20 protein-coding genes are annotated in these 20,007 nt (G+C 70.4%); 8 read left to right on the forward strand and 12 right to left on the reverse strand.

What is annotated here, in order from left to right; translation table 11 throughout:
- Window positions 1-7: 7 nt before the first annotated feature.
- The 9 genes from QE374_RS07015 to QE374_RS07055 all read right to left on the reverse strand — a co-directional run bounded on the left by QE374_RS07015 (window position 8) and on the right by QE374_RS07055 (window position 7,395).
- Window positions 8-811, reverse strand: a complete 804-nt coding sequence (locus tag QE374_RS07015) for an IclR family transcriptional regulator C-terminal domain-containing protein (RefSeq protein ID WP_309733397.1) — start codon at window positions 809-811, stop codon at window positions 8-10.
- A 66-nt stretch (window positions 812-877) separates the two neighbouring features.
- Window positions 878-1,738 carry an ABC transporter permease gene (locus tag QE374_RS07020; protein WP_309733399.1) on the reverse strand — a complete coding sequence of 287 codons (861 nt, stop codon included), beginning with the start codon at window positions 1,736-1,738 and terminating at the stop codon, window positions 878-880.
- A 4-nt stretch (window positions 1,739-1,742) separates the two neighbouring features.
- Window positions 1,743-2,576 carry an ABC transporter ATP-binding protein gene (locus tag QE374_RS07025; protein WP_309733401.1) on the reverse strand — a complete coding sequence of 278 codons (834 nt, stop codon included), beginning with the start codon at window positions 2,574-2,576 and terminating at the stop codon, window positions 1,743-1,745.
- Window positions 2,577-2,594: 18 nt separating this feature from the next.
- Window positions 2,595-3,680 carry an ABC transporter substrate-binding protein gene (locus tag QE374_RS07030; RefSeq protein WP_309733403.1) on the reverse strand — a complete coding sequence of 362 codons (1,086 nt, stop codon included), beginning with the start codon at window positions 3,678-3,680 and terminating at the stop codon, window positions 2,595-2,597.
- A 90-nt stretch (window positions 3,681-3,770) separates the two neighbouring features.
- A complete protein-coding gene (locus QE374_RS07035) occupies window positions 3,771-4,205 on the reverse strand; it encodes an aconitase X swivel domain-containing protein (protein WP_309733405.1) in 435 nt (144 codons plus the stop codon).
- Window positions 4,202-5,482 (reverse strand): aconitase X catalytic domain-containing protein, encoded by a 1,281-nt coding sequence (locus tag QE374_RS07040; RefSeq protein ID WP_309733406.1) that lies wholly within the window; start codon window positions 5,480-5,482, stop codon window positions 4,202-4,204. The genes QE374_RS07035 and QE374_RS07040 overlap by 4 nt, the downstream gene beginning before the upstream one ends.
- Before the next feature lie 13 nt (window positions 5,483-5,495).
- Complete coding sequence (locus QE374_RS07045; RefSeq protein ID WP_309733408.1) at window positions 5,496-5,744, reverse strand: hypothetical protein; 249 nt, start codon at window positions 5,742-5,744, stop codon at window positions 5,496-5,498.
- Window positions 5,741-6,856 (reverse strand): hypothetical protein, encoded by a 1,116-nt coding sequence (locus QE374_RS07050; RefSeq protein ID WP_309733409.1) that lies wholly within the window; start codon window positions 6,854-6,856, stop codon window positions 5,741-5,743. Before QE374_RS07050 ends, QE374_RS07045 begins: the two co-directional genes overlap by 4 nt.
- Window positions 6,853-7,395 (reverse strand): UGSC family (seleno)protein, encoded by a 543-nt coding sequence (locus QE374_RS07055; RefSeq protein WP_309733411.1) that lies wholly within the window; start codon window positions 7,393-7,395, stop codon window positions 6,853-6,855. Before QE374_RS07055 ends, QE374_RS07050 begins: the two co-directional genes overlap by 4 nt.
- Before the next feature lie 157 nt (window positions 7,396-7,552).
- On the opposite strand from QE374_RS07055, the gene QE374_RS07060 reads away from it, so the two are divergent.
- From QE374_RS07060 to QE374_RS07085, 6 genes are read left to right on the forward strand one after another with little or no spacing between them, the layout of a single operon-like run.
- Window positions 7,553-8,695 (forward strand): zinc-binding dehydrogenase, encoded by a 1,143-nt coding sequence (locus QE374_RS07060; RefSeq protein WP_309736646.1) that lies wholly within the window; start codon window positions 7,553-7,555, stop codon window positions 8,693-8,695.
- Window positions 8,692-9,147 (forward strand): MaoC family dehydratase, encoded by a 456-nt coding sequence (locus QE374_RS07065; RefSeq protein WP_309733413.1) that lies wholly within the window; start codon window positions 8,692-8,694, stop codon window positions 9,145-9,147. The genes QE374_RS07060 and QE374_RS07065 overlap by 4 nt, the downstream gene beginning before the upstream one ends.
- Before the next feature lie 5 nt (window positions 9,148-9,152).
- Complete coding sequence (locus QE374_RS07070; protein WP_396653346.1) at window positions 9,153-10,058, forward strand: SDR family oxidoreductase; 906 nt, start codon at window positions 9,153-9,155, stop codon at window positions 10,056-10,058.
- Window positions 10,055-11,677 (forward strand): AMP-binding protein, encoded by a 1,623-nt coding sequence (locus QE374_RS07075; RefSeq protein ID WP_309733418.1) that lies wholly within the window; start codon window positions 10,055-10,057, stop codon window positions 11,675-11,677. Before QE374_RS07070 ends, QE374_RS07075 begins: the two co-directional genes overlap by 4 nt.
- On the forward strand, window positions 11,674-12,543 hold the full coding sequence (locus QE374_RS07080; RefSeq protein WP_309733420.1) for an amidohydrolase family protein: 870 nt from the start codon (window positions 11,674-11,676) through the stop codon (window positions 12,541-12,543). The genes QE374_RS07075 and QE374_RS07080 overlap by 4 nt, the downstream gene beginning before the upstream one ends.
- Window positions 12,540-13,715, forward strand: coding sequence for an acyl-CoA dehydrogenase family protein (locus QE374_RS07085; protein ID WP_309733422.1), 1,176 nt, complete (start codon window positions 12,540-12,542; stop codon window positions 13,713-13,715). The genes QE374_RS07080 and QE374_RS07085 overlap by 4 nt, the downstream gene beginning before the upstream one ends.
- A 3-nt stretch (window positions 13,716-13,718) precedes the next feature.
- Here the strand turns inward: QE374_RS07085 and QE374_RS07090 are convergent, their stop codons facing one another.
- The 3 genes from QE374_RS07090 to ddaH form a co-directional block, all read right to left on the reverse strand.
- Window positions 13,719-14,510, reverse strand: coding sequence for an IclR family transcriptional regulator (locus QE374_RS07090; protein ID WP_309733424.1), 792 nt, complete (start codon window positions 14,508-14,510; stop codon window positions 13,719-13,721).
- 258 nt (window positions 14,511-14,768) lie between these two features.
- Window positions 14,769-15,983, reverse strand: a complete 1,215-nt coding sequence (gene rocD, locus QE374_RS07095) for an ornithine--oxo-acid transaminase (protein WP_309733425.1) — start codon at window positions 15,981-15,983, stop codon at window positions 14,769-14,771.
- 20 nt (window positions 15,984-16,003) lie between these two features.
- Complete coding sequence (gene ddaH, locus QE374_RS07100; RefSeq protein ID WP_309733427.1) at window positions 16,004-16,858, reverse strand: dimethylargininase; 855 nt, start codon at window positions 16,856-16,858, stop codon at window positions 16,004-16,006.
- Window positions 16,859-17,035: 177 nt separating this feature from the next.
- Between ddaH and QE374_RS07105 the strand changes: the two genes are divergently transcribed.
- Window positions 17,036-17,923 carry an aldo/keto reductase gene (locus tag QE374_RS07105; RefSeq protein ID WP_309733429.1) on the forward strand — a complete coding sequence of 296 codons (888 nt, stop codon included), beginning with the start codon at window positions 17,036-17,038 and terminating at the stop codon, window positions 17,921-17,923.
- Between the two features lie 161 nt (window positions 17,924-18,084).
- Window positions 18,085-19,998, forward strand: coding sequence for an MDR family MFS transporter (locus QE374_RS07110; RefSeq protein ID WP_309733431.1), 1,914 nt, complete (start codon window positions 18,085-18,087; stop codon window positions 19,996-19,998).
- Window positions 19,999-20,007: the final 9 nt, after the last annotated feature.

Genomic DNA, 20,007 nt, shown 5'->3' on the forward strand with positions numbered 1-20,007 from the left:
GGGCGCGTCAACCTGCGGCCGGCGGCGTCCGGTACACGCCCGGGTTCGCCGCACGATAGGCCGCGGCGATGCGCTCGGCCGCATCCCGCAGCGCGGGCACGACCTCGTCGCGCAACGCCGCCTCGCGCGACCGGAGTGTGGTGGACGACACCGTGAGTCCCGCCACGGCTCGCCCCGCGACGACGATCGGCACGGCTGCCGCGATCATCCCGGGATGCAGCTCCTCGATCGACACGTCGTAGCCGTCCTCGCGCACCTGCCGCAGGCGCTCGCGGAGAGCGCCGGTCTCGACGATCGTGAGAGGGGTGTACGCCTCGCGCGGTCGCGCCAGGTAGGCATCGAGCTCCGGCTCGGGCAGATCCGCCAGCAGTACGCGCCCGACGGCGGTCGCGTGCGCGGGCAGGCGCGTGCCGACCCGCACCGCATCCGGCAGCGGGCGCCGTTCCTCCACGCGCGCGACGTGGATCACGTCGGGCAGGTCCAGCTCGCCCATGCTGCAGGTCTCCCCCGTCTGCGCGACGATCTCCGCCATGATCGGCTGCGCGATCTCGGGCAGCGACGAGGCGGCGAAGTAGCCGGCACCGAGCTCGAGGATGCGGGCGGTCAGCGCCCAGCGGCCGTTCTCGCTGCGGACGTACCCGATGTGCTCGAACGTGAGCAGGATGCGGCGCACGACGGGCCTCGGCAGCTGCACCCGCGCCGCCAGCTCACTCACGCTCGAGGTCGCGTCGTGCCCGCCGAAGGCGCGCAGCACCGCGACGGCGCGTTCCACACTCTGGATGCGGTCGCGCGATCTGTCCTCCTGGGTCACCTGGCTACCTTCCCACGACGCGCGCCGACGCCGCGCCCGTGGGAGGGCGCGGCGTCGGGATGCGGATCAGAGGTTCTCGCGCAGGCCGTAGACCGACTCGTGCCAGGGGATGAAGAACCGCTTCGCCTCGTTGACGATCAGATACAGCACGAGACCGATCAGCGAGAGCAGCAGGATCAGCGCGAAGGTGCGCGCCGCATCCAGGGAGTTCATGGCCCTGACGACCATCGCGCCGAGCCCGACGCTGCCGCCGAGGTACTCGCCGACGATGGCGCCGATCGTGGCGAGCACGATCGCGACCTCCATCCCGGCGAACAGGTACGGCTGCAGGCTGCGCATCTCGAGCTGCGTGAAGGTCTGCGCCCTGGAGGCGTTGAGGCTGCGCATCACCTCGCGTTGGCCCCGCTCGACGGATCGCACACCCAGCAGCACGTTGAGCATCACGGGGAAGAAGGCCAGGAGGGCGGCCAGGACGATCTTGGAGGTGATCCCGAAGCCGAACCAGATGACGAACAGCGGCACGAAGGCGACCTTGGGAGCCACCTGCGCGATGACGATGAGCGGACGGATGCTGACCTCGAGCCACGGAAGCTTGCCGAGGACGACACCCACGACCACGCCGAGGACGACGGCGACGGCGAAGCCGACGAGGATCTCGGTCACGGTGACGCCCGCCTCCGCCCACGTCTTGCCGTCGGAGACGAGCGCGACGAACGCCTCGCCCACCGCGGCCGGCGGGGGGAACACGAACGGGTTCACCTCGAAGGCGCTGACGTAGAGCTGCCACAGTCCGATGATCACGACCACGAGGGCCGGGGTCACGATCCAGGGCAGGATCTTCATCGTCCGCGCGCGGGCGCGCCGGCGCTCGAGGGTCACGACCGAGGTCGTGGTCGGCTGGTCCGGGGGTGCTTGCACGGTGGTCATGCGCTCATTCCTCCTCGTCGAGGTCGTGGCGAAGGCTGCGCACGATGTCGTTGAATCCGGGCGTCGTCTGCAACTCGATGTCGCGCGGCTTGGCGTCCGGAACGGTCAAGATCTGTCGGATGCGGCCCGGCCGCGGCGTCATGTGCACGACCCGGTCTGCCAGGAACACGGCCTCCGGGATGTCGTGCGTCACGAAGACGACGGTGGAGTTGGTCTGCAGGACGATGCGCTGCAGCTCCAGGTTCATCCGCTCACGGGTCAGCGCGTCGAGCGCCCCGAAGGGCTCGTCCATGAGCAGCAGGTCGGGCTCGGTGCTCAGCGAGCGCGCGATCGCGGCGCGCTGCCGCATCCCGCCCGACAGCTCACGCGGATACGAACGCTCGAAGCCCTTCAGCCCCACGAGGTCGGCGAGCTCGGCCGCACGCGCTCGCCGCTCCGCCTTGCCCACACCGCGCAGCTTCAACGGCAGCGCGATGTTGTCGAGCACGGAGAACCAGGGGAACAGGTTGCTCTCCTGGAACACGAACCCGAGCCGGGTCACGGCGGACGGCTCGACCCGGCCGTCACGCCACAGGTGGCGCCCGTCGACCTCGATCGAACCCGCGGTCGGTGCGAGCAGGCCGCCGATCATGCGCAGAAGCGTCGTCTTGCCGCATCCCGAGCGCCCGATCAGGGCGACGAACTCTCCCCGCTGGATGTCGAGGTCGACGCCCGACACGGCGTGGGTCACGCCCGCCCGGGTCTGGAAGTCGCGTCCGACGCCGCGGATGCGCAGGCGAGGCTGCGTCGCGGTCTGAGTCAGCGGCGGATCGGCCGTGACGACGGTGTCGTTGCTCATGATCGTTCCTTCCCGTGCTCAGCCCGCGGGCACGTAGTCGTTCGTGATCCAGTCGCCGGGATTCTGGCCACCCTCGAGCATCCCCGCCTTGACGTAGGTGTCGTAGGTGGCCTTCCAGGCGTCCAGGTCGTTCTCCAGCAGCGGCACGCCGCCGTCGGCGTCGACCCAGGTCTGCGTCGTGTAGACCTCCAGCGCGGCCGCGGCGATCTCGTCGTCGGCCAGCGCCGGGAAGTTCCAGTCGCCGCTGTCGCGCAGTGTCTTGAGCACGTTGGCGAAGTTGTTCGGCGCGTCGTCGATCATGTCCTGCACGGCCTCGCGGATGGCGGCCATGAACGCCTCGATCTGCGCGACCTTCTTCTCGTCCTTGAGGTTGGACTCGGTCGTGATCCAGGTCTGGATGTCGCGGGCGTCGCCGAGGCCCGCGTCGTCGACGACCGCGTCCGGGTTCTGCTGGCCGATGGCGAGCGACGTGTCGAGGCTGACGATGTAGCCGTCGAGCTGTCCCTGGCGCACGACCTCGAGGGTCGCCGCCGTGACGGGCACGGCCTGGCGGGTGACGGTGTCCTCCGCGATCCCCGCGTCGTCCAGAGTGAGGTTCAAGAGCTTCTCGCTGGTGCCGCCGATCGAGCCCATGCCGATGACCTTGCCCTCCATGTCGGCGGGGGTCGTGATGGGGTCGTCCTCGACCGAGATCATGCGCAGGTTCGACTTGTAGGCCATCGTGCCCACCGCGCGGATCGGCTGTCCGTCGACCATCGGCGGGAACACGTCCACCGTGCTCGCACGGGTCAGGGTGGTCGCACCGCCGAGCAACGACTGGATCGCGGCAGACGTGCCCTGCACCGGCTGGAGCGTCACATCGAGCCCGTGCTTCTCGAAGTATCCGCCCGAGTACGCGAACATCTCCGGGCCGAAGCTGAACGACTCCAGGGGCAGGAACGTGACGACCGTCATGGACCCGAGGTCACCGCCCGCGCCGGGCGTGGAGCCCGACTCCTCCGCGGCGCCTCCGCCGCATCCGGTGAGCGCGAGGGCGCCCGCCGCGAGCGTCGCTGCGACCAGCGACAGACGGCGGGTCTTCGTACGACGAACTGCTGTGATCATGTCTGACTCCTGTGTCGGGATGATCCGCTCACGCCATTGCGAGCGACACGACGAGTCTGCGAACCAGTACGCCGGGGTCCAACCACCTTTTCACTCACCGGAATGCACCGCCACCCCGTCAGTCCGGATCACGACGATCCGACCGGTGTCGCCGTCGACCTCCACGACGTCGCCCGTGCGTATCGTCTCCAGCGGCGCGGGGGCGGCCTGCACGACCGTCGGCACTCGCGTCACGATGGCGCCGAGCACGGCCTTGGTCGTGATCACGTCGAACACGAGGGCTGCGGGAGCGGTGCCCATGAGTCGCGTGCTCTGGAAGAACCCCGACCACCCCGAGGAGCCCTTGGCGCCCGGGAAGACGAGCACATGACCCGTGAAGCACTGCCCGAACAGCTCGTGCCGCGGCTCGATCACGGTCCCGGTCGCGACGTCGATGCCCCCGAACCCCGAGATCGGCTCGCGCGTGACGAGCGCCGGCGCGCGCACGCGCCCGGGGACGATCCCCCGCCCCACCAGCTCGATCACGTCAGCTCCCCTCGCCAGCGGCCTGTGACGGCCGCATCCACGCACTCGCGCGTCGTGCCGAACCACGCCTCGATGCCGAGGATCGCGGGCAGGTAGTGCGCCTGCTTGGCAGAGTCGGTCGCCATGACGCGGGTGCCGGGCGGAGCGGCGCGCGACATCGCGGGGCACGACTCGGTCAGCACCCGCCCGCCGGCGCGCGTGATCGTGCGCGTCCAGCCCCGACGCAGGGCCTCGGCGGCGAGCGCACGCGGGAGCATGACCCACAGCTGCGCACCGTCGGCCAGGCGGCGTCCCTCGAGCAGCCCCGCGATCTCCTCCACCTGGGCGAGCGAGGCGTGAGGACAGCCGAGCAGCACGAAGTCGACATCCGCGCTCTGGCCCTGGGCGTTGAGCGTCTCGTACGTCGCCCGCCGCTCCCGCTGGCCGTACGTCACCGCCTCCGGTATCCCCGCGCCCCCGAACGCCGCTTCCAGAGTCGGCGCCTCCGGGGTGACACCGGGCAGGTGATACAGCTCCACACCGCCCGAGGTCGCGGTGGCGGCGCCGAAGTGCTTGAGGTCCGCATCCGATGCCGGCGCGAGCGAGCCGACGACCGCGGGCCGCGCCTCCTGCACGAGCTCGCCCACGAAGTAGCCGAGCAGCCCCCAGTCCCGGAAGCCCGCCACGGGGGTCTCCGCACGCACGAGGTGGGTCGCGAGACGGTTGGCGGGAAGGTGATTGCCCCAGTACGGGATGCGGCCGGTCAACGACGCCGCACCGGTGGAGGCGGCCCCCTCGCAGTTCGTTCGGGCGCCCAGCACGGAGTTCGCGTAGACGACGGCCGACGACTCCATCCAGGCGCAGTGCTCGCCGAGGACGGGAAGATTGCCCACCTGGTACGGGGTGCAGGTCCCCAGCACCCGTACCCCACGGTCGGTGAAGTACGACTCCGCGTCCTCCTGCAGCCGGATGCTGTCGGCCGGGTAGCGGGTGAGACCCTGGGCGTCGGCACCGAATCCGTGCTGCAGCTGACAGGTGGGCACGCGCATCGAGGGGATGTCGAGCTCCCGGTCGCTGTCGAGGTTCATGACGGCGAACGCCTTGGCCCACCCGCCCTCTGCCACCAGCTTCGCCTTGGCGGGCGAGGGCTGGGTCATGGTTCCGGCGACGTTGCGTGTGGCGACCAGCCGCTCCGCCTGGAGTGCGTCGCCGTAGCGGATCAGCAGGTCCATCGCGACCGCGACGGCGTCGCCCTCGACGCCGTCGCGCATGCGCTTCTCCTCGTCGGTGAGGTGCATGATCGCGGCCCGCTCAGTGCGCGGCGCCCTCGGGCAGCACGACGTGATCCAGCTCGTAGGCGGTGGGCGCGAGGGCCTGCCCCATGATCGCCTCCATGACACTCAGCGGCACGAGGCAGTCCGCGCAGGCGCCCTCGCCGGCCTCGATGCGCACGACGATCCGATCATCGGCCGACGCCTCCCAGCTGAGCAGGTAGCCGTCGGCGCCCATCATCTCCCCGAAGGGCGCGAGCGCCTCATCGACGGAGGTCGCCGCGCTCATCGCTCGCCTCCGATCCGGCTCTGCGAGAAGGGGATCTCGCGCGGCGGGTTGAGGGTGAAGATCTCCACGACAGCCGAGACGCCCGCGTTGTCGGCGCCGGCGACCATGATCTGCACCGAACTGGGGTTGTGCAGCGACGCAACCGCATCGGGTTCGTCGCTCGCGCTCGCCGTGTCCGGCATCGAGTCGGGGTGGGTGCTCGGCAGCCGCCAGCGCGTCTTGTGCGAGAGGGCGTCCTTGCCGACGGCGGCGAGCTCGGCACGGGTGCGGCGGGCGTTCTCGAACACGTAGGTGCGCAGATCGTCCTTGCTCCAGCCCGCCTGGGCGAAGACCTGAGCGTGCTCGGGGGTGAGCACCAGCAGCGCGCTCGTGTACTCGTGGATGAGCGCGCCCGTGCGGGCGATCGTGTCGATCAGGTCGCGCGCCAGCTGCTCGGGCTCCTGCGTGTGCCGCGCCTCGATGTGCACGACCGAGCGGATGACGAACGCGGTGACGACGTCGTCGCCAGGGGCGAAGCCGTGCTCGACGTGCAGCGGTTCCCACGGGCTCTGCTCCTCGTTCTCGGCGATGCACGCCGAGAACTTGGCCGGGGTGCCCTGCGTCGCCTGGTCGAGCTTGTGCGGATGCAGGCCGAACACATTGATGCAGCCGAGCCGGATCGCACGCCCGATCGTGGCGTTGGCGCGAAAGCCCGAGCCGAAGACGTTGCCGCGCCCGTTCAGCCCGATCCGCTCGCGAACCGGACCGTTGACCACGAGCATCGGCGCCGTCCCGGTGGTCGACTGCCAGATCCCGCGAGCCGGATGCGGTTCCTTCGCGATGGCCTCCCATGCCGCGATCACGGTCGGGAAGTAGTCCGCGCGGCATCCGGCCATCGCCGCGTTGATCGCCGCGAGCCGCACCGTCATCGAGCGGTTGAGGTGCGAGATGGTGAACAGCACGTCGTCCGGGGCCCGATCGGTGGCGGCGAGGAACTCCTCGAGCAGCGTCTCGGTGACCGGCACCACGGGCAGGCCGTCGGTCCAGTCGTTCTCGTAGTAGTACTCGACCAGCTCGCGCACGCGGTCGGCGTCGACCGTGGGCACCTCGTCCGTCAGAAGCGTCATCGTCATCCCTCCTCCACGCCGAGGATCCGCAGGACCTCGGGCATCACCGCGGCCGCGCGCTCGCGCACCTCGGTCTCCGTCAGACTCGCCATCGGATGAGCGACGGCGGTGAACTCGAATCCCGGGAACCCCTGCACCGAGGCCATCGCGCGACCCGACATGAAGAACGAGTCCGAGGTGATCGACACCGTCGGAACCCCCGCGCGTTCGAACATGATCCCGTCCGCGACGGTCGCCGCCGAGCAGCTGCCGCAGTCGCCGACGGCCGTGATCACGATGTCGTTCTCCGCGGCGATGCGCTCCCGCAGAGGCTCGGACAGGGGGGTCCCGAAGTAGTCCTTGGTGTACAGCGTCGCCTCGCCCGCCGCATGATCGCGCTGGAGGATCGCAGCGATCTCCTCCAGCAGCATCGTGGCGTTCGGCTTCGTGTTGTCCAGCAGCCCGACCCGGAGTCCTCGCAGGCTCACCGGACGAGCGGCGAGCGTGCCGTCGTCGGCGCCCGCGCTCATCCCGGTCGGATCCAGCAGCGCTTCCTGCGGTGCCATCTCGCTCTCCCTTCGTCGCGCCAGTTGCGCGGCGGTCAGGATGACACGCGTGCTCGCCCCGACCGGAGGCCCGTTTTCACTCCACGGAAGAGTGCGTGCTCGTCCGGAGGGCAGCGGACAGGATGCTGGGAGACCACAGGAACGAGGACGATCCGTGATGACTCCCATCCCCGCGACGATGCGGGCGGCAGTGCTGGCGGACGAGCACGCCGCGATGCGGATGATGACGATCCCCGTCCCGGAACCCGGCCCCGACGAGGTGCTGCTCGAGGTGATCGCGTGCGGCGTCTGCCACACCGATCTGCACGTGATCAAGGGCGAGGTCGCCTTCCCACGCCCCGCGGTCATGGGCCACGAGGTGAGCGGGAGGATCGTGGCCATCGGCGCCGGCAGCGACACGTCGTTCGAGATCGGCGACACCGTCGTGGCCGGGTTCATCATGCCCTGTCGCACCTGCGCGGCCTGCCTGCGCGGCCGCGACGACCTGTGCGAGCAGTTCTTCCGCCGCAACCGTCTCGAGGGGACCCTCTTCGACGGGCGCAGCAGGCTGCGGATGCCGGACGGATCCTTCCTCGCGATGTACTCGATGGGCGGACTGGCCGAATACTGCGTCGTCCCGATCTCCGCACTGGCGGCGCTCGCGCCCGATCTCGATGCCGAGACCTCGTGCATCCTCGGATGCGCGGGTCTGACCTCCTACGGCGCCGTCTTCCGCGCCGGCGAGGTCGCCGACGGCTCCACCGTCGCGATCATCGGCGTCGGCGGCATCGGGTCGAGTCTCATCCCCCTGTGCCTCGCGGCCGGCGCGCGGGAGGTCATCGCGATCGACATCGCCGCGGACAAACTGCGCAGCGCCCGCGAACTGGGTGCGACCGCGACCGTCGACGCGTCGATCGAGGACCCGGTCGACGCCGTGCGCGCCCGGTCGGGCGGGGCCGACGTCGTCTTCGAGGCGCTGGGCCGCGCCGAGACCCTGGAACAGGGGCTCGGAATGCTCGCCGACGGTGCACGCCTCGTCGCGATCGGCATCGCGGCCGCGGGAACCCGGGCGCAGCTGGAGATCACCCCTCTCGTGCGCCGCGGGCAGCAGATCGTCGGCTCGTTCGGCGCACGCACCCGCGAAGACCTCCCCGCCGTCGTGCGTCTCGCCGCAGAGGGCGCCTTCGACACCGACCGACTCGTGACACGCCGTTTCGACCTGGAGGATGCGGACGCCGCCTACGCGGCGCTCGCGCGAGGCGAGATCACGGGTCGGGCCATCATCATCCCCCGACGTAACCGAGAAGAGGAGACCCGATGACGACCGACGCCATTGCGATCGAGGAGCTTCCCGCCGCGCGCGGCAGAGAGCTGGGGCCGTCCTCCTGGTACCCGATCACGCAGGACGACATCGACGTCTACGCGGATCTGACCGGAGACGACAACCCGCTGCACGTCGACGAGGCCGCCGCGGCCGCATCCCCGTTCGGCGGGCGCATCGCGCACGGCATGCTGACCCTCAGCATGGTCGTGCTCCCCCTGCGCGAGATCTACCGCGTGAGCGGCGCCAGCGCCGGCATCGTCTACGGCTTCGACCGCATCCGATTCCCCGCTCCGACACCGTCGGGCGGACGCATCCGCCTCATCGGCCGCGTCGCCGAGGTCGAAGATCGCGGCGACGCGCTGCAGGTGACCCTCGCGCTCACCTTCGAGGTCGAGGGCTCCGCGAAGCCCGGGGTGGTCGCCGAGCTCATCCTGAGGCACTTCCGGTGAGCGGCATCCGACTCGACGGACGAGTGGCGATCGTCACGGGTGCGGGCCGCAGCCTCGGCCGGGCCTACGCGCTCGCGCTCGCGGCCGCGGGAGCCGCGGTCGTCGTCAACGACGTGGATGCGGCATCGGCCGGCGCCGTGGTCGAGGAGATCCGTGCCGCAGGCGGCTCCGCAACGGCCGCCGTCGCAGCGGTCGGCTCGACGGCGGCAGCCGAGGAGCTCGTCCGCGCGGCTGTCGATGAGTTCGGCCGGCTCGACATCCTCGTCGCCAACGCCGGCGTGCTGCGCGACCGCGTGCTCTGGAAGATGAGCGACGAGGAGTTCGATCTCGTCGTCGAGACCCATCTGCGCGGCACCTTCACGTGTGCCCGCGCCGCCGCATCCTTCCTGCGCGAGCAGGGCGAGGGCGGCCGCATCGTTCTCATCGGCTCGCCCGCGGGCCAGTTCGGCAGCTTCGGACAGACCAACTACGCAGCCGTGAAGGCGGGAATCGTGGCGATGGCGCGCACGTGGTCGCTCGAGCTCGCCCGCGCCGGCATCACGGTGAACGCCGTCGTCCCGACGGCGCTCTCGCCCATGACGGCCACGATCCCCGCATACGCGCAGGCGTGGGAGGACCATCTCGCGGGCCTCCCGGTCCCGGCGGAGCTCCGGCGGGAGAAAGCGCTGGGCACCCCCGACGACGTGGCACCGCTGGTGGTGTGGCTCGCCTCGGAGCGGGCCGCGGGCGTGACGGGACAGGCGATCGGGATCGGCGGCGACCGGCTCACCCTCTACGCCCACCCGCAGGTGCTCGACACCGACCATCGCGACGGCGGATGGAGTGCGGAGGAGATCGATGCCGCCTGGGCCGACCGCTTCGCCGCGCAGGCTCAGCCCTCGGGACCGCCCTCGCGGAGGGAGGACGCGTGAGCGGCATCCACTACAGCGATCTGTGGGCGCGCATCGCGCAGGCCGATCCCGACCGCACCGCCATCGTCACACCGACGCGGCGCCTCAGCTACGCGCGGTTCGCCGCGGAGGCGGGTGCGCTCGCGCGGTACCTGCGCGAGAACGGCGTGGGTCTCGGCGACGCCGCGGCACTCCTGCTGTACAACCGGGTCGAGTACCTCACCTTCTTCTGGGCGTGCCTGGCCGTCGGCGCCTCACCCGTGGCGATCAACTACCGCTACCGGACGGGCGAGGTGCGGGCGCTTCTCGAGGACTGCGACGCGAAGGTGCTGATCGCACCGACCTCGCTCGCGAGCGTCGCCGCCGAGGCCGTGACGGGGATCGAGCCCGCCGTCCGGCTGATCGCCGTCGACGACGAGGACGGCGCAGCATCCATCCCCGGCGCCGATGACTACGACGCGATCGTCGCCGCCGGGGGCGAGATGCCCCCGGCCGCGCCCCGCGGCGCGGACCTGCGGCTCTATACGGGCGGCACGACCGGCGCCCCGAAGGCCGTCGTCTGGGAGATGGACACCCTGCTGCAGGCGCGTCGCCAGTCGACATGGGGTGTCATCGGCATCGACCCTCCGGACGACCTCGACGAGGCGGCACGCATCGCGACCGCCCCGGGGACGCCGCGCGTGGTGACCCTGCCGCTGCCGCCGATGCTGCACGGCACCGCGCAGTCCACGACCATGGGAACCCTCGCTCTGGGCGGCACGATCGTGCTGCTCGAGCACGCCCACCTCGACGTCGCGGATGCCCTCGCCCTCGTGCACGAGCACGGGGTGACCCGTCTCGTGGTCGCCGGAGACGCCGTCGCGCTGCCCTTCGTCGAAGCCGTCGAAGCGGACGGCCGGGGGCTCGGGGTCGTCGATTCGATCATGAGTTCCGGCATGCGTTTCAGCGACGAGGTCAAGCGCCGCCTGCACGAGCAGGGCGATGTGATGATCGTCGACCTGCTCGCCTCCAGCGAAGGCGGTCCGTTCGCATTCGGCATCACGCGCACGGCCGAGGATCTGCCCGCCAAGCTCATGCTGACCCCGGGCACCGTGCTGCTGGACGAGGATCTCGTCGAGATCCCGCCGGTCGCCGGCGCCCGCGGCATCCTCGCCTTTCGCGGGGTCCTGCCCCGGGGCTACTACGGCGACCCCGAGAAGACCGCGCGCACCTTCCCGACGATCGGCGAGCACCGTTACGTCATGCCCGGCGACTGGGCCCTGGCGCGCGGCGACGGCTCGGTCGAGCTCCTCGGTCGGCTCAGCGCCGTGGTCAACACGGGCGGCGAGAAGGTCTTCCCGGCGGAGGTCGAGGAGCAGCTGCTGTCGCACCCCGACATCGACGACGCGGTGGTGTTCGGCCTGCCGCATCCGAGATTCGGCGAGGTGGTCTCGGCCATGATCGTTCCCGTCGCCGGCGCCGACGTCGACCTCGACGCCCTCGCGGCGTACCTCGACGAGCGCCTCGCCGGATACAAGAAACCCCGTCAGGTCTTCGTGCGCTCGACGCTCGCGCGCAGCCAGACCGGCAAGGTCGAACTCGCGCGCGTCAAGGCCGACGCCGCCGCCGAACAGGCAGAACGGATGCAGGGAGCACGATGACCATCGATCTGAACGCCGTCACCGCGATCGACGTGCACGTCCACGTGCAGATCGACGACAGCGGACGCACCGCGTCGCCGCCCGCCCTGACCGCCGCGATGGCGGCGTACTTCGGCAGCAGCGAGCCGCCGCGCACGGTGGATGCGACCGCTCACTACTACCGCGAGCGCAAGATGGCCGCCGTGGTGTTCACCGTCGATGCGACGACCAACCTGGGCCACGCCCCGAACAGCATCGACGATCTCGCCGCCGGCGCGCACCGCAACGCCGACGTGCTGATCCCGTTCGGCAGCGTCGATCCGCTGCAGGGCGAGGCCGCCGTCGAGGAGGCGCGCCGCCAGGTCGGCGAGCTGGGCGTACGCGGTTTCAAGTTCCACCCTTCGGTGCAGGGCTTCGACCCGTCGGCCGACGAGTTCGATCCGCTCTGGTCGACGATCGAGGAGCTCGGCGTGCCGATCATCGTCCACACGGGTCAGACGGGTGCCGGCGCCGGCACCCCGGGCGGGTGGGGGTTCCGGCTGTCGCTGTCGAACCCGATGCTCCTCGATGACGTCGCGGCGCGGCATCCAGACCTGCAGGTGATCATGGCCCACCCGAGCGTGCCCTGGCAGGACGAGGCGCTCTCGATCGCCACCCACAAGCTCAACACGTGGATCGATCTGTCGGGCTGGTCGCCGAAGTACTTCTCGCCCGCGCTCGTGCGCGCCGCGCGCACGTACCTGAAGCACAAGATGCTCTTCGGCTCCGACATGCCCGCCCTCACCCCCGACCGGTGGCTGAACGACGTGCAGACGCTCGAGTTCCCGGCCGACGTGCACGAGATGATCGTCAAGCAGAACGCCGCCCGGCTGCTGGGGCTGTCGTGACGGAGGCCCCCACCGATGTCTTCGGCTACGCGGCGCGACTCACGGACGCCGAGGCCGCCAAGCTCACCGCGCTGCGGGAGCTGCTGGAGCACCGTGCCCGACCGCATCTGGCCACCTGGTGGGAGGACGCACACTGCCCCGCGCACCTGCGCAAGGAGATCGCGGCCCTGCACCTCGAGGACGATCCGTCGATCGTCGGTGAGGACGGCGAGCCTCGTCCGATCTACGTCGGCTTCCGCCATCTGGAGCTCGCCCGCTTCGACATGTCGATCGGCACCCTGTACGGCGGGCAGGTGGGCATGTTCCGCACGCTCGTGCGCCGGGGCGGTTCCCCAGAGCAGGTCGAACGCTGGGATCCCCGCATCCGCTCCTTCGATCTGACCGGATGCTTCGCGCTCACCGAGCCCGATCACGGCTCCGACGTGGCCGGCGGCCTCGAGACCACCGCGACCCGTGAGGGCGACGCGTGGCGCATCCGCGGTCACAAGCGGTGGATCGGCAACGCGGCGCTGTCGGAGGTCATCGTCGTGGTCGCCCGCGACACCTCCGACGATCGTGTGAAGGCGTTTCTCGTACCGCGTGCGGCCGAGGGCGTGACGGTGCGCGACGTGACGGGGAAGATCGCGCTGCGGATGGTGCGCAACGGCGACATCGAGCTGCGCGATGTGCGCGTGCCGGAGAGCGACCGGCTGCAGCGCATCGACTCCTTCGCCGACCTCGCCGCGATCCTCGCCGACCTGCGTTTCGTCGTCGCGTGGAACGCGGCGGGGCTTCAGATCGGCGCGTACGAGGCGGCGCTCGCGTATGCGTCGCGCAGACGGCAGTTCGGGCGACCGATCGCCGGCTTCCAGCTCGTGCAGGAGAAGCTGTCGCGGATGTTGGGCAACGCCACGGCGACGCTCGCGCTGGCCGTCGCCATCACGGATGCGCGCCGGAACGGGGGCGCGGATGAGATGCAGGCGGCGCTCGTGAAGGGCTGGGCCGCCGACCGCGCGCGCGAGACGGTCGCCCTCGCCCGGGAGATCTGCGGCGCGGAGGGCATCCGCGTCGACAACGACGTCGCCCGCTTCTTCGCCGACGCGGAGGCGCTCTACACGTTCGAGGGCACGCGGGAGATGAACGCGCTGATCGTGGGACGCGCCGTCACGGGACTCAGCGCCTTCACCCGCTGAGGATCAGGACTCGGGGCGCGCGTATCCCGCCGCGGCGAGCTGCCGGGAGATGGAGGTCGCCGTCAGCCGCACGAGGTGGATCATGTTCTTGCCGTCCACATCCTGTTCGGTCAGAGCGAGCGAGCAGGCGGCGACGACGGAGCCGTCCGCCGCGTAGACGGGTGCGGCGACGCTGATGTGCACATTGTCCACCTGCCGGTCGCTCACCGCGTAGCCGCTGCGGCGGATGTCGGCGAGCAGGCGCTCGAGCAGCACGGGGTCGGTGTAGGTGCGGGAGGTGAACGCGGTGAGCGGACGCGCGAGGACCTCCGCCCGCACCTCCTCGGGCGCATGGGCGAGGAGCACGAGGCCGATCGCCGTCGCGTGCAACGGATACCTGTTCCCGACGCGTGGTCGCGCCGCCGGCCGACGCGGGCTCTGCAGCAGTTCGATCGACACCAGCTCGAGCCCCTCACGGATCGCGAGGTGCGCGGCGTATCCCGTCGTCTCGTAGAGGTCGAGCAGATACGGCCGGGCGAGGCGCTGCAGCCCCACCGACCGCGGCGCGAGCGACGCCGTCTCCCACAGGCGCAGGCCGATGTTGTAGCGCCCGTCGCCGTCCCGCTCCAGCGCGCCCCACTCGGTGAGGCGCTTGACGATGCGGTGACAGGTCGCGATCGGCAGGCCGGTGCGGCGGGAGATGTCGGAGAGGGACTGCCGCACGCGGCCGCCCTGGAAGGTGCCGAGGATGGCGAAGGCCCGGTCGATCAGAGAGCGCGCACCGTCGTCGGACGTACCCTCCAGCGCCATCGCCATGCCCCCATCATCGCGGATGCGTCCCGCCCTGGCTACGTCCGGTTTCCACTGCGTGGAACCCGCCCGCGCCCCGCGGTCCCTCGCGCCCCGGCCGGCGCCGGTGCCGCCGGTACTGGTGCCGGTGCCGGTGCCGGTGCCGGTGCCGGTGCTACACCCGCATCCGTGTCTCACTTATGCACGCGCAGCGCACCCCAAACGTGCACAAGTGAGACACGGAGGGGGATGCGGGCCACCCGCGCGTGAACGATGTCGCGCGCCTCAGGCGGTGAGGACGAGCTTCAGCTGCTCGATGGCCCAGTCCAACTCCGTCGCGCGCACGACGAGCGGCGGCGCGATGCGGATGGTCTGACCGTGGGTGTCCTTCACGAGCACGCCGCGCCCGAGCAGCCGCTCGGCGACCTCGCGCGCGGTCCCCTGCGCGGGGTCGATGTCGACGCCGGCCCACAGGCCCGCGACGCGCACCGCCGTGACGCCGTGTCCGACGAGGTCGTTCAGCCGCTGCTCGAGGTGCTCGCCGAGGGCCTTCGCACGCTGCTGGAACTCGCCCGTGGCGAGCATCTCGACCACGCGATGGCCCACGGCTGCGGCCAGCGGGTTGCCGCCGAACGTCGAGCCGTGCTCTCCCGGACGGATGACGCCCAGCACCGCCGCGTCGGCCGCGACGGCGGACACGGGAAGGATGCCGCCGCCCAGCGCCTTGCCGAGCACGTACATGTCGGGCACGACGCCCTCGCGCTCGCACGCGAACGTGTAGCCGGTGCGTCCGAGGCCGGACTGGATCTCGTCGGCGATGAACAGCACCTTGCGTCGGGTGCAGATCTCGCGCACCGCGGCGAGGTATCCCGCCGGAGGCACGATGACGCCGGCCTCGCCCTGGATCGGCTCGATCAGAACGGCCGCCGTGTTGTCGGTGATGGCCGCCTCGAGGGCGTCCGGGTCGCCGAACGGCACCGCCGCGAACCCGGGCGTGAACGGGCCGAAATCGCCGCGCGCCTCGGGGTCGTCGCTGAAGCCGACGATGGTCGTCGTGCGCCCGTGGAAGTTGCCGCCCGCGACCACGATCTCCGCCGCACCGGCGGAGACCCCCTTCACCCGGTACGCCCACGCGCGGGCGACCTTGATCGCGGTCTCGACAGCCTCGGCGCCCGTGTTCATCGGCAGCACGAGGTCCTTGCCGCAGAGCTCGGCGAGCGCCGCCGCGAAGACGCCCAGCTGGTCGTTGTGGTAGGCCCGGCTCGTCAGGGTGAGACGCGTGAGCTGCTCCTGCGCGACCGCCACGATCGCCGGATGCAGGTGCCCGAAGTTGAGGGCCGAGTACGCCGACAGCAGGTCGAGGTAGCGCTTGCCCTCGACGTCGGTGACCCACGATCCCTCGCCGCGGGAGATGACGACCGGCAGCGGGTGGTAGTTGTGGGCGAGGTGCGCGTCCTCGGCCGTGATGATGTCGCTCGTGGTGGTGTCCAGCACAGACATGTCGGTCTCCTTCATCGACGTCATCGGCGCAGTTCGAGCGTGCAGCACTTGATGCCGCCGCCGCCCAGAAGCAGCTCGGACAGGTCGATCAGCACGGGGTTGTATCCGCGCTCGCGCAGCTGCGCCTCGAATCCCTTGGCGCGGGGCGAGATGAACACGTTGTAGCCGTCGCTGGCGGAGTTGAGCCCGAAGACGTCGCCGTCCGCATCCGAGACCCGGATGGCGTCGGGGTAGCGCTCGGCGAGCACCTTCTGGCTCTGCTCGTCGAACGCGCCGGGGAGGTAGGCGATGTTGGCCTTCTCGACGCCGCCGGGGCCCTCGACAGGGTCGAGCACCGCGATCGCGGTGTCGAGGTGGTAGAACCGCGGGTCCACGAGTGTCAGCGAGACGACCTCGCGGTCGAACACCTCTCCGACCTCGCGGTGGCTGTCGCCGGTGGAGCGGAAGCCGGTGCCGGCGAGGATCGTGTTCCCGACCAGCAGGAAGTCACCCTCGCCCTCGTTGACCTCCTCGGGGCGGGCGACGCGGAACCCATTGGCGGCGAACCAGTCCATGAACGGCTCCGCCTCGTCGGCGCGCTCGGCGAAGCGGAACTTCGGGCCGTAGGCGGTGCCGTCGATGACGAAGCCGCCGTTGGCCGTGTAGACCATGTCGGGAAGCCCGGGCACGCCGTCGATGAGGCGCACCTCGTGACCGAGCGCGACGTAGGCGTCGTACAGCGTCTGCCACTGCGCGACGGCCTTGGCCGTGTCGGTCGGGTCGGCGGGCCGCATCCACGGATTGATGGAGTAGCTGACCGTGAAGTGCTCGGGACGGCACATCAGGTAGCTGCGACGCTGGGCGATACGGGATGAGGGCACGGATGCGGTGGACATTCAGCTCCTTCGGCACACGGCGGACGCTGTCCTGGGGCCCGGCGGAGCTGTCAGAGAGCCGGCGACACGGGCACGCCGGATGACATTCTCGCACGACGAGAGGTATCACGACCGGAAGCGCGTACCCGGATGCTGTCGTGCCAGTCTGGAGAACACACCACCTGTCGAAGGAGACCCATGAAGCAGCGCACCCTCGGCCCGTTCTCCGTCTCGGCCATCGGCCTCGGAGCCATGCCTCTCTCGATGAACAACGACAACGAGCTCCCCGACCGGCAGAGCGCGATCGCGACCGTGCACGCGGCTCTCGACGCCGGCGTGACGCTCATCGACACGGCCGACATCTACGCTCCGAGCTGGGACACGATGGGGCACAACGAGGAGCTCGTCGCCGAGGCGCTCGCCTCCTGGGGCGGCGACAGGTCGTCGATCGTGGTGACGACGAAGGGCGGCATCACCCGCACCGAGCAGAAGGACTTCGGCCGCGACGGCTCGCTGCCCTACCTGCGCGGCGCCGTCGAGTCGTCGCTGCGCCGCCTCGGCACCGATGTCATCGACCTGTACCAGTACCACCGCCCCGACCGGTGGATCGTCTACGGCGAGATCATGCAGAACCTCAAGACGCTGCACGACGAGGGCAAGGTGCGGGCCCTCGGCATTTCGAACGCGAGCATCGAGGAGATCCAGATCGCCCAGGAGGTTCTCGGCGATGCGCTCGTGAGCGTGCAGAACGAGTTCTCGCCGCGTCACCCCGGCAGCTACAAGGAGCTGACCTACTGCGCGGATGCGGGACTCGCGTTCCTGCCCTGGAGCCCGCTCGGCGGCACCGGCGGCGGCGGACGCTCGGTCGGCGAGCGCTTCCGCGTGTTCTCCGAGGTCGGCCAGGCGCACGGCGTCAGCCCACAGCAGGTCGTGCTTGCGTGGGAGCTCGCGCTCGCCGACACCGTGATCCCGATCCCGGGCGCGCGGCGTGCCGCGTCCATCACCGACAGCGCGAAGGCGGCCGATCTGGAGCTGACCGCGGACGAGGTCGAACGCCTGTCGTTCTCTGCGGGCATCGACGCCTGACGCCGACGAGCGAGGAGGGGATGCGGCGGGCGATGGCCCCGACCGCATCCCCTCCGCGTCGATGACCCCGTGGCGTCCGGTGGTCACAGAGCGGGTCTATGATCAGACGTCCGATAGTTGCGGATAGTCAACTTTTTCCGCCTCATCCCACCGGAGGCTCCATGTCCGAGACTGCGCGCACCGACCAGCCCGTGATGACGCACCGCGCCATCCTGCTGGTGATCTTCGGCCTCATGGCCGGCATGTTCCTCTCCGCGCTCGACCAGACCATCGTCGGCACGGCGATCCGCACGATCGGCGACGACCTGCACGGGCTGAGCCTGCAGGCCTGGGTGACGACCGCTTACCTGATCGTCTCGACGATCGCCACACCCATCTACGGCAAGCTCTCCGACATCTTCGGTCGCCGCCCGCTGTTCCTCTTCGCCATCATCGTGTTCATCGTGGGCTCCGTGCTCGCGAGCTTCTCGACCGACATGGTGCAGCTCGCCGCCTTCCGCGCGGTGCAGGGTCTCGGCGCCGGCGGTCTGATGTCGATGCCGCTGGCGATCATGGGCGACATCCTCGCGCCGCGCGAGCGGGCCAAGTACCAGGGGTACTTCCTCGCCGTGTTCGGCATCTCGAGCGTCATCGGCCCCCTCGTCGGAGGCCTCTTCTCCGGTGCGAACGAGATCCTGTGGATCGCCGGATGGCGCTGGGTGTTCCTCATCAACGTGCCGATCGGCATCATCGCCCTGTTCATCGTCGTGCGCTTCCTGCACATCCCGCACCACCCGCGCGAGTCCGTGCGCATCGACTGGTGGGGCGCGGCGCTCGTCGTGGTCGCCCTCGTCCCGCTGCTGCTGGTGGCCGAGCAGGGCCGCGAATGGGGTTGGGACTCCCCCATCGCCATCGCCTGCTACGTCGTGGGCGCCCTGGGCGCGGTCGCGTTCGTGTTCGTCGAGCGCGCCATGAAGACAGATGCGCTCATCCCGCTGAGCCTGTTCCACTCATCGACGTTCTCGATGGCCACCGTCATCGGCGTGCTCGTGGGCTTCGGCATGTTCGGAGCGATGCTGACCCTGCCGCTGTACCTGCAGCTCGTGCTGGGCGCCACGCCCACCGAGAGCGGCTTCCAGATGCTGCCGATGATCCTCGGACTCATGATCGCCTCGATCGCGAGCGGCCAGATCATCGCCCGCACCGGCCGGTACCGCATGTTCCCGATCCTGGGCACGCTGTTCCTCTCGGGCGGCTACGTGCTGCTGACCTTCCTCCGCGTCGACAGCTCGTACTGGTTCCTGGCCGGCGCGATGCTGCTGCTCGGCCTCGGACTCGGCCAGCTCATGCAGACGCTGACGATCGCCAGCCAGAACTCCGTCGGCCTGCGCGACATGGGTGTGGCCACGAGCGCGTCGACCTTCTTCCGCCAGATCGGTGGCACGCTCGGCACGGCGGTGCTGCTCTCGCTCCTGTTCACGCTGGTGCCCGCGAACATCCAGAATTCGTTCGCCGATGAGACGACCGTCACGAACGCGCTGGAGGCGGCACTCGATCCTGCGGTCACCCAGGCTCCCGAGAACGCGGCGATCATGAAGACGATCTACGACCCGATCGTGGCGAATCTGCAGCAGGCGGCGAGTGCCGCATCCGTCGATCTGTCGAACGACCCCGCCCGTGAGGCGTTCGTCGCCCAAGCCGTGCCGCAGGTGCAGGAGGCCCTCGCCACGAAGAGCGACGACCAGAGCTTCGACGGCTCGGTCATGAACGACACGTCGTTCCTGAACGGCGCCGACCCCCGCCTGACCGCGCCGATCCTCGTCGGCTTCAACGACTCGGCGACCGTGGTCTACCGGGTGGCGCTGGGCGTCGTGCTGCTCGCCTTCGTGCTGACGCTGTTCTTCCGCACGCCCCCGCTGCGGGCGAAGTCCGCGCTGCAGGAGGCGGCGGATGAGGCGGCCGCCGCATACGAAGCCGACGACCCGGCCGTGCTCGCGCAGGCCGCCGCGGCGGATGCGGGTGCGCTGGTTGCGCCCGACACCGGCCCCGTGCCCACCGCGGACCGCCCGCTCACCCGGCGAGACCTGCGCGACTGACCCTCGCCC

Source organism: Microbacterium sp. SORGH_AS_0428 (assembly GCF_031453615.1).
In the GTDB taxonomy this organism is placed as follows: Bacteria; Actinomycetota; Actinomycetes; order Actinomycetales; family Microbacteriaceae; genus Microbacterium.

Coding starts and splice junctions, on each gene's coding strand:
- QE374_RS07020 (WP_309733399.1), bottom strand. CDS start 1,738: ATGACCACCGTGCAAGCACCCCCGGACCAGCCGACCACGACCTCGGTC.
- QE374_RS07025 (WP_309733401.1), bottom strand. CDS start 2,576: ATGAGCAACGACACCGTCGTCACGGCCGATCCGCCGCTGACTCAGACC.
- QE374_RS07030 (WP_309733403.1), bottom strand. CDS start 3,680: ATGATCACAGCAGTTCGTCGTACGAAGACCCGCCGTCTGTCGCTGGTC.
- QE374_RS07040 (WP_309733406.1), bottom strand. CDS start 5,482: ATGCACCTCACCGACGAGGAGAAGCGCATGCGCGACGGCGTCGAGGGC.
- QE374_RS07045 (WP_309733408.1), bottom strand. CDS start 5,744: ATGAGCGCGGCGACCTCCGTCGATGAGGCGCTCGCGCCCTTCGGGGAG.
- QE374_RS07050 (WP_309733409.1), bottom strand. CDS start 6,856: ATGACGATGACGCTTCTGACGGACGAGGTGCCCACGGTCGACGCCGAC.
- QE374_RS07055 (WP_309733411.1), bottom strand. CDS start 7,395: ATGGCACCGCAGGAAGCGCTGCTGGATCCGACCGGGATGAGCGCGGGC.
- QE374_RS07060 (WP_309736646.1), top strand. CDS start 7,553: ATGACTCCCATCCCCGCGACGATGCGGGCGGCAGTGCTGGCGGACGAG.
- QE374_RS07065 (WP_309733413.1), top strand. CDS start 8,692: ATGACGACCGACGCCATTGCGATCGAGGAGCTTCCCGCCGCGCGCGGC.
- QE374_RS07080 (WP_309733420.1), top strand. CDS start 11,674: ATGACCATCGATCTGAACGCCGTCACCGCGATCGACGTGCACGTCCAC.
- QE374_RS07090 (WP_309733424.1), bottom strand. CDS start 14,510: ATGGCGATGGCGCTGGAGGGTACGTCCGACGACGGTGCGCGCTCTCTG.
- rocD (WP_309733425.1), bottom strand. CDS start 15,983: ATGTCTGTGCTGGACACCACCACGAGCGACATCATCACGGCCGAGGAC.
- ddaH (WP_309733427.1), bottom strand. CDS start 16,858: ATGTCCACCGCATCCGTGCCCTCATCCCGTATCGCCCAGCGTCGCAGC.
- QE374_RS07105 (WP_309733429.1), top strand. CDS start 17,036: ATGAAGCAGCGCACCCTCGGCCCGTTCTCCGTCTCGGCCATCGGCCTC.
- QE374_RS07110 (WP_309733431.1), top strand. CDS start 18,085: ATGTCCGAGACTGCGCGCACCGACCAGCCCGTGATGACGCACCGCGCC.